9 protein-coding genes are annotated in these 6,843 nt (G+C 71.8%); 4 read left to right on the forward strand and 5 right to left on the reverse strand.

The window, feature by feature from the left end; translation table 11 throughout:
• Window positions 1-36 precede the first annotated feature (36 nt).
• The gene (locus tag LAO51_19375; GenBank protein MBZ5640904.1) at window positions 37-981 is read left to right on the forward strand and encodes a TerC/Alx family metal homeostasis membrane protein; all 945 of its coding nucleotides are present in this window, start codon (window positions 37-39) and stop codon (window positions 979-981) included.
• A 10-nt stretch (window positions 982-991) separates the two neighbouring features.
• On the opposite strand, the gene LAO51_19380 is transcribed toward LAO51_19375, so the two are convergent.
• The 3 genes from LAO51_19380 to LAO51_19390 all read right to left on the reverse strand — a co-directional run bounded on the left by LAO51_19380 (window position 992) and on the right by LAO51_19390 (window position 3,249).
• On the reverse strand, window positions 992-2,071 hold the full coding sequence (locus tag LAO51_19380; GenBank protein ID MBZ5640905.1) for an HD domain-containing protein: 1,080 nt from the start codon (window positions 2,069-2,071) through the stop codon (window positions 992-994).
• A gap of 65 nt (window positions 2,072-2,136) precedes the next feature.
• Window positions 2,137-2,736, reverse strand: coding sequence for a hypothetical protein (locus LAO51_19385; protein ID MBZ5640906.1), 600 nt, complete (start codon window positions 2,734-2,736; stop codon window positions 2,137-2,139).
• 54 nt (window positions 2,737-2,790) lie between these two features.
• Window positions 2,791-3,249, reverse strand: coding sequence for a hypothetical protein (locus LAO51_19390; protein ID MBZ5640907.1), 459 nt, complete (start codon window positions 3,247-3,249; stop codon window positions 2,791-2,793).
• Between the two features lie 111 nt (window positions 3,250-3,360).
• Here LAO51_19390 and LAO51_19395 point away from each other — a divergent pair, with 111 nt between their 5' ends.
• Both LAO51_19395 and LAO51_19400 read left to right on the forward strand, forming a co-directional pair.
• Complete coding sequence (locus LAO51_19395) at window positions 3,361-3,813, forward strand: DUF948 domain-containing protein (protein MBZ5640908.1); 453 nt, start codon at window positions 3,361-3,363, stop codon at window positions 3,811-3,813.
• Window positions 3,810-4,079: a YtxH domain-containing protein gene (locus LAO51_19400; GenBank protein ID MBZ5640909.1), complete on the forward strand. Its 270-nt coding sequence runs from the start codon at window positions 3,810-3,812 to the stop codon at window positions 4,077-4,079. Before LAO51_19395 ends, LAO51_19400 begins: the two co-directional genes overlap by 4 nt.
• Here LAO51_19400 and LAO51_19405 read toward each other — a convergent pair.
• Window positions 4,076-5,071, reverse strand: coding sequence for an alpha/beta fold hydrolase (locus LAO51_19405; GenBank protein ID MBZ5640910.1), 996 nt, complete (start codon window positions 5,069-5,071; stop codon window positions 4,076-4,078). The genes LAO51_19400 and LAO51_19405 overlap by 4 nt on opposite strands.
• Before the next feature lie 38 nt (window positions 5,072-5,109).
• Window positions 5,110-6,273 (reverse strand): amidohydrolase, encoded by a 1,164-nt coding sequence (locus tag LAO51_19410; protein ID MBZ5640911.1) that lies wholly within the window; start codon window positions 6,271-6,273, stop codon window positions 5,110-5,112.
• Window positions 6,274-6,326: 53 nt separating this feature from the next.
• Between LAO51_19410 and LAO51_19415 the strand changes: the two genes are divergently transcribed.
• The coding region (locus tag LAO51_19415; protein ID MBZ5640912.1) for a hypothetical protein at window positions 6,327-6,843 on the forward strand (517 nt) is incomplete at its 3' end.

Raw genomic sequence — 6,843 nt, forward strand, 5'->3', positions numbered from 1 at the left:
CGTGCTAGCATCGCGCCCGCCGAGGGTGGAGAAGCGATGAGCCTGTTGGGCGGCCACGGCCTCGCCGCGTGGGTGCTGTTCAACCTCCTGATCCTGGGGCTGCTTGCCCTGGACCTCGGCGTGCTCCACCGGAAATCCCACGTCGTGGGATTCCGGGAGTCCCTGCTCTGGAACGTGGTGTGGACCGCCGTGGGCCTGGCCTTCGGATGGCTGGTGGTCCGCGTGTACGGTCACCAGCCCGGGCTCGAGTACTTCACCGGGTACGTCATCGAGCGCGCTCTGTCCTTCGACAACATCTTCGTGTTCGTCGTGGTGTTCCAGTACTTCCGCGTGGCGGCGGAGCACCAGCACCGGGTGCTCTATTGGGGGATCCTCGGCGCGCTTCTGATGCGCGGAACGCTGATCGTGGCTGGCGCCGCGCTGGTGGCGATGTTCCACTGGGTGCTGTACCTGTTCGGGGCGTTCCTGCTGTGGAGCGGCGTCCAACTCCTGGTCAAGAAGGACGAGGCGCCGCACCCGGAGCGCAACCCCATGATACGACTCGTCCAGCGGCTGCTCCCCGTCGACGCGGCGGAGCGTGGCCCACGCTTCCTGGTGAGGCGGGGAGGACGCTGGCACGCGACCCCGCTCCTGATCGTCCTGGCCGTCGTGGAGACCACCGACCTGGTCTTCGCCCTCGACTCGATCCCGGCGATCTTCGCCGTCACCCGGGACCCGTTCATCATCTACACGAGCAACGTGATGGCGATCCTGGGGCTTCGGGCCATGTACTTCCTCCTCGCCGCGATGATGACGCAGTTCCGCTTCCTGCGGCATGGCCTGTCGCTGGTGCTGGTTCTCGTCGGTCTGAGAATGCTGGTCGACCGGTGGGTGGACGTCCCCACGGGGCTGACCCTGTCGATCGTGTGCGGGATCCTGGCCGCTGCCGTGGCGGCGTCGGTTCTCTTCCGGCCGCGCGCGGGGGGAGTGGCCGGGGACTGAGGGTGGGGTGCTAGGTGCGCGAGATCTCGAAGCTCGTTCCGGCAGGGCGCGTGACCTCGAGGAGGGCATCCACGCATTCCGCGTCGAACTGCACCCCTCGCTGCTCCTTGAGAAACGCCCGCGCCCGCCCGATCGGGAGCGTCGCCCGCACCCTGGAGGTCGTCATCGCGTCGAAGGCCTCCGCGACGGCGAGCACCCGCGAGAGGCGGGGCACGTCGGCGCCGCTCTTTCCGTAGTAGCCCTGCCCGTCCGCGCGCTCGTGATGGAACTGGATCGCGCGCGCGACCTCCTCGTCGCTGTCGAGGGCCCTGAGCAGCGCCGCGCCGCGCTCGGGGTGCGTGCGCATCAGCCGGGCCTGCTCCTCGTCCAGGGGTCCGCGCTGCCGCAGGATGTCCACCGGGAAAGCGACCTTGCCGATGTCGTGGAGCATCGCGGCGCGCAGGAGTGCGGCGGCCTCGCCGTCTCCGAGGTTCAGCTCGTCCGCCATCATCGCCGAGAACGCGGCGACCCTTTCGGCGTGCCCCGGCTCGAACGCATCCCTCCGGTCCGCCCATTCCGCCGCCAGCGACGCGACCTCGAGATACGGCTCCATCGGCTTGTCGTAGCGCGGAACGCGGGAGGACAGGATCGCGCCGATGCGGCTGCCCACCGCCTTCCACCCCGCGTGCGCCCCAGGGGGATCGTCGCTTCTTCTGGGATTCCTCCCCGGCCGCTCGTTCCCCCCCCAGAGAACCACCCGGCGGACCTTGACCAGCGCGTCCACGCGGGCGAGGAGCTCCTCCGCGCCGAACGGGCTGCCGATCCGATCCACGATGCGCTCGTCCAATCGTACGTCGGCGAAGAGATCCGAGTCGCCGTGGACGAAGAGAAGCGGTGCCGGAAAGCCACGAGGCGGCCTGCCGGAGACCTCGAGCACGGGGTCGGGCGAGCCGACGGGTGCCACGACCAGCTCGGGCAGTAGCGCGCGCTCCGCGTCGCGCCAGCCCGAGACGGTGGATTGCCAGTGAACGGTGTGCCCGTCCTCCCGAAGTAGGGTTCTTATCCCCCCCGCCCGCTCGCGATCCTCCGCCAGGAGGAGAATCTCCGCCACGTCCGACCTCCGCCGGCCAAATATAGGTCCGCGGACGGGAATGTCACGCGGGGCGCGGAGGGGAGTCAGGCCGCGTGGGTCGAGGACGACGCGGGCCGTACGATGCCGGCCTGGACGACGCCCACGATCGCCCATCCCGCCAGCGTGTCGACGAGGACCGACAGGGTGTAGTCCGCGGGATAGGCGAACCAGTTCCACTGCATCGCCGGACCGAGGATCCACGCGAACAGGCCCATGCCGAGGACCAGCGCGACTCTTCCGACGTGGCTCGCGATGTTGGCGCGTCTCAGCACGACCGCGGAGAAGACAGCCGCCGCCACGGCGAAGCCGAGCCCCCGCATCATCGGGCGGAACATCCTGGCCGGGGAACGTCCTTCCGGGTGGTAAGCGAGGGTCGCGACCGGGCCGCGAAGGGCCCGATCCTCCCACTCCCGCTGCGCGGCCGCCCGTTCCTCCTCGGATTTCCCGTACGCGTCGGGTAGCCCCGGGATGACGTAGAGGCCGCCGACGGTCCTCGCTTGCACGAGAGCCTCGACCACGCGGCTCTCGGCGCCCAGCGTCCTCAGCGAGGATCGGTGGAGCGGAAGGAGCGTCCAGGCCAGCACGCTCCAGACGAACAGGACCACACCGCCTGCGATGCCCCCGAGTAACACGTTTCTGGTCAAAGGCCGCCCCCGCGTGTCAGCGCTCCGCCGTCCTGACCGCGCCCTCGCGCCGGCTCAAGACGTCCCATCCGCCCGCGCGGCACGGAGCCGCGCCCAGTGCCGCCAGCTGACGGCCGACGCGACCAGGAGCGCCACGCCGACCGCGACGTAAACGAGCCCGAGCCATGGCCTCGAAGCCGCCGAATGGCGGAGCGCGAACCCCGCCGCCATCATCAGCGGCACGAGCGACCACGCCTTCCAGGAGAACGCGGCACCGGCGCAGCGCCCGTCCTCGGACGCGAGGATCCGCTCCGCGTTCCTCTCGGCGCGCCGGCGCAGAAAGAAGCGCGCCTTCGCCCATCCTCCGGCCGCCGCGACGGCGAGGAACGCCGTGGCGCGGAGCGGAGGCGCCGCGAGCGACCAGTAGATCCCCGCGGCCAGGAGGCCGGCCCCGGTCACGGACCACAGGAGACCGGCCAGCAGGAGTCGGGTGCCCCGCGAGGATGCCGGTTTGAGCCTCTGTGACCATCCCACGGGCGGCAGGATAACGCGAAACGGACGACCGACCTACCGGCGGGACCCGCCTTCGCAAGACGGCCGTCCGGTCCCACCGCTTTCTGGTAAAGTGCCCCCTGCGAGGTGATGATGAGCGTGATCGAGATCTTCGTCGTCGTCGCCGTCATCCTCCTGGCCGTGCTCGTGGGCGTGGCCATCCCCCCGCTTCTCCAGCTCCGATCCACGTTGAAGAGCCTCGAGGTGTTCCTGGACGACACGCGGCCGAGGCTCCGGGCGACGCTCGATCAGGCGAACGAAGCCGCGGGCCGGGTCAACAGGGCCGCCGCCGGGATCGAGGAGGGCGTCGTCAGGATCCGGGGAACCGTCGAGGCGGTTGCCTCGCTCGGGGAGACGCTCCGGAGCGTTCAGGGCGCCCTTCGGAAGACGGCTGCCGTTGCGAGCGCGATCGGGCCAGCGCTCGCGGCGGGGATCCGTGTGTTCTGGCCCACGGGGGACGAAACCGAACCCCCTGCCGCGGATTCCTCCGCCGGCGGGGAGCGGGAGGCGGACGACCCGGCGCGTCCGTCCGTGGAGGCACCATGAGCGATTCGAGCCGATACGGTGGTGCGCATCTCCTGGTCGCGTTTCTCGCGGGGGCGGCGGCGGGCGCCGCGGTCGCGTACCTGACCGCGCCCGGGTCGGGTCGCGAGACCCGCGAGCAGTTGAAAGGCTGGGCCGGCGACGCGCGCGCGAAGGCCGTGCGCGTTCCCCACGCGTTTCGGGAGGCGTACGCGAAGGCCGCCGAGGCGGCCAAGGCGGCGTTCGTCGAGGCGCTCCGCGATTCCGGGGGGGCCGACCCGACCGGCTAGAAACGCAGGACGTCCTCGAAGAAATCGAGGACCGCTTTCCCCGCCCAGAACCGCGGCTCGTGCGATTGCCAGTACCCGAGGTGGCCGCCCTTCGCAGGGTGTGCGAACGAGAGCCGGGCACCGGGCGCGCTCCGATAGGGCGCGAAGGTCTCGACGGGCACGAACGGGTCGTCGGCCGCGGAGAGGATCAGGGCCGGGACTCGCACCGACGTCAGGTGCGGTCCTGCGCTGGACGCCGCGTAGTACGCCTCGGCCGACCGGTAGCCCGCGTCCGGCGCCGTGAAGAACCGGTCGAAGCGTCGCACCGTGCGAACGCGCCAGAAAGTCGCCTCGGGTCCCGGGAGCGGCCGGACGCTCCGGACCCGCCGGATCTGGCCGCAGAGGAGGCGGCTGAAGTGCACCTGGTACGGGAAGTTCGAGGGTCGCTCGAGCGCGTGGCAGCATGCGTCGAGGTCCACCGGCGGGTTCACTCCCGCCACCGCGTCGGCGGCGCTCCCCTCCGCGGCGCGCCCGGCGAAGAGCAGCACCAGGTTCCCGCCAAGAGAGAACCCGGCCGCGGCGATGGGTCGCGGCAGCGCGGCCGCGTCGAGGTCCTCGAGGACCCGCCCCACGTCGTTCCACTGTCCCCCGTTGTAGAGCGTCCTGGCGAGCGCCTCGGTCCCGCCGCAGTTCCGGAGGTTCATTCGGGCGACGACCCATCCGCGGGCGAGCGCGAGACAGGCGGTGCGCCGGACGTACGGCGAGTCGGCGCTCCCCCCTAGCCCGTGGACCAACAGCAAGGTCCCTCGCGCCGCTCCGGCGGGGTGGTTGAGAAGGACGCGGACCGCGCTCCCCTCCCCGACGGAAACGTCGAGGATCTCGTCCAGGCCGTCCGGACGCGGCGCCGCCATCAGGGAAGGGACGAAGGTCCGAAGATGCCGGCCGGGGAGCCACCGCGCGGGTGAGAAGACCTCTCGCTCCACGCCGCCGCAAGCTAGCACAGGTTCGCGCATCGGGTGGCTGGCCGGACTCCGCTCTCTCCCGGGGTCGACTACGGCTCGAGGGCGAGGCGGGCGAGGATCTCCGCGCCCCTCGCCAGCACGGACTCGTCGAAATCGAAGCCGGCGGAATGGTGCGGCCGGCCGGGCCCGGGGAGAGCCGCGCCGAGGAGCGCGATCGCGCCGGGGACCTCGCGCAGGAAATACGCGAAGTCCTCGGAGGCCGCGAGCGGCGGCGACTCGATCACGTTCTCCGGACCGAGCACGGCGGTTCCGGCGCGAATCATCCGCTCGACCGCCGCTCCATCGTTCACCGCGACCGGGTAGCCCGGCCGGATCTCGAGGTCGACGCGGCATCCGCCCGCGCGGGACGTCCCCTCGAGGACCTCGCGCACGCGATCGCGCAGCAGCTCGCGCACCTCCTCGCGAAACGAGCGTAGCGTGCCGTGCAGGCGCGCCTCGCCCGGGATCACGTTCGGCGCGCTCCCGGCGTGGAACGAGCCGACGGTCAACACCGCCGGATCCATGGGATCCACGGAACGCGAGACCACGGTCTGGAGCCCGACGACCCCCTGGGCCGCCGCGACCAGAGGGTCCGCCGCGCGGTGAGGCTCCGCCCCGTGGCCTCCCCGCCCGGCCACCGTCGCCGCGAATTCGTCCTGGGCGGCCATCATCGCGCCCGGGCGGACGTGGAGCGTGCCGGCGGCGTACGGCGTCCACAAGTGGAGGGCGAAGGCGCTGCGCGCCCCGGTGAGCTCGAGCACGCCCTCCTCGATCATCCGCCGGGCCCCGCCGAGCCCCTCCTCGGCCGGCTGGAAGCAGAACGCGACGTCGCGGGAGAGCGCTTCGCGGCGCGACGCGAGCAGCGACGCGGCCCCGAGCAGCATCGCGACGTGCCCGTCGTGGCCGCAAGCGTGCATGATCCCTGCAATCTCCGACCCGTACTCCGGTCCCGGCTCCTCCTGGATCGGCAGCGCGTCCATGTCGGCCCGGAGCAGGATCGGCGGCTGCGATCCCTTCCGCGCGGCGAGGAGCGCCACGACCCCGGTGCGCGCGATCGCGGTTCGGACCTCGAGGCCGAGGCCGCGGAGGCGCTCCGCGACGAACGCTGCGGTGAGGCGTTCCTCGAACCCCAGCTCGGGTCGGCGGTGCAGGTGGCGCCGCCAGGCCACGATCTCGGGCCCCAACCGGTCCGCGTCCCGCCTCAGGCCCTCCACGCGCGCGCCCTCCTCGACTCCTGCGAGGCCCGCATTCTCGCCCCATACCGTGCATGGGGGCAAGGCGAGCGCGGGGCCGGGATGCGGGAGGTCGTTATAATGGCGCCCGCTCAGGAGGATCCGCCGTGGACGCCGTTCTCAGGGAATCGTACTCGCAACGAGGCGCCGTGTTCGAGTCCGACCTCGGGCGCCCCGCCCATTTCGGCGACGCCGCGGCGGAGCTTCGCGCGGCGCTCGACGCCTCCGCTCTCGTGGATCGTTCGAGCCTCGCACGGATCCTCGCCACGGGAGCCGACGCGCTCGACCTGCTCCACCGGCTGAGCACCGGCGACCTCAAGGGGCTCCGGCCCGGCGAGGGGAAGCCGACGGTCCTCACCTCGCCGAAGGGGCGGATCGTCGAGCGGCTCTTCGTGCACCACCTCGGCGCGGAAGGGCTCCTCCTCGTCGGCGGTCCCGGCTCCGCGTCGCGGGTCCGCGCGCACGTCGGCCGGTACGCCCTTCGGGAAGACGTTGCCCTCACCGACATGACGGATGCCTCCACGCAATTCGCCATCGTCGGGCCGGGCGGGC

It is taken from the genome of Terriglobia bacterium (assembly GCA_020073205.1).
Classification (GTDB): Bacteria; Acidobacteriota; Polarisedimenticolia; order Polarisedimenticolales; family JAIQFR01; genus JAIQFR01.

Bases quoted from the DNA above. Each gene is read 5' to 3' on its own strand.
- LAO51_19375 (MBZ5640904.1), top strand. From the start codon at position 37: ATGAGCCTGTTGGGCGGCCACGGCCTCGCCGCGTGGGTGCTGTTCAAC.
- LAO51_19395 (MBZ5640908.1), top strand. From the start codon at position 3,361: ATGAGCGTGATCGAGATCTTCGTCGTCGTCGCCGTCATCCTCCTGGCC.
- LAO51_19400 (MBZ5640909.1), top strand. From the start codon at position 3,810: ATGAGCGATTCGAGCCGATACGGTGGTGCGCATCTCCTGGTCGCGTTT.
- LAO51_19405 (MBZ5640910.1), bottom strand. From the start codon at position 5,071: ATGCGCGAACCTGTGCTAGCTTGCGGCGGCGTGGAGCGAGAGGTCTTC.